Origin of the sequence: Mesorhizobium sp. M2E.F.Ca.ET.209.01.1.1 (genome assembly GCF_004010375.2) — a bacterium.
GTDB lineage: Bacteria > Pseudomonadota > Alphaproteobacteria > Rhizobiales > Rhizobiaceae > Mesorhizobium.
The window spans coordinates 1-377 of sequence record NZ_SADP02000382.1; the positions used below are offsets into that span (position 1 = coordinate 1).

1 protein-coding gene is annotated in these 377 nt (G+C 67.9%); it reads left to right on the forward strand.

The annotated features are described in order from the left end of the window. The coding region (locus tag EN852_RS36090; protein ID WP_135879706.1) for a TOBE domain-containing protein at positions 1-377 on the forward strand (377 nt) is incomplete at both ends.

Here is a 377-nt window from a genome sequence, read left to right on the forward strand (position 1 = left end):
GTGGCTGCAAGAGTGCAAGCTGCTGCAATCCGACACCCCCCATGCGGTCTATGAGCATCCGGCTGAGCGTTTCGTCGCCGACTTCATCGGCGTGATGAATTTTATCCCGGGCAAGGTGTCAGCCGATGGCGTCGTGGCCGCGAATGGCGCGCGCATCGCCGGCAAGGTCCCCGCAGCGCTTTCGTCCGGGGCGGCTGCCGTCGCGTCGGTGCGGCCCGAACGCGTCCGGCTGTTCCCGTCAGCGGATACCGCGAACCGGACGACCGGAACGGTCGAGGTGCTGGCCTATCAGGGGCTCGACCTGCAGCTGCATGTCCGCACGCCGCTGTCGCCGAAGCCGTTCCTCGTGCGTGTAACCGCCGACGCAGCCGACCGGC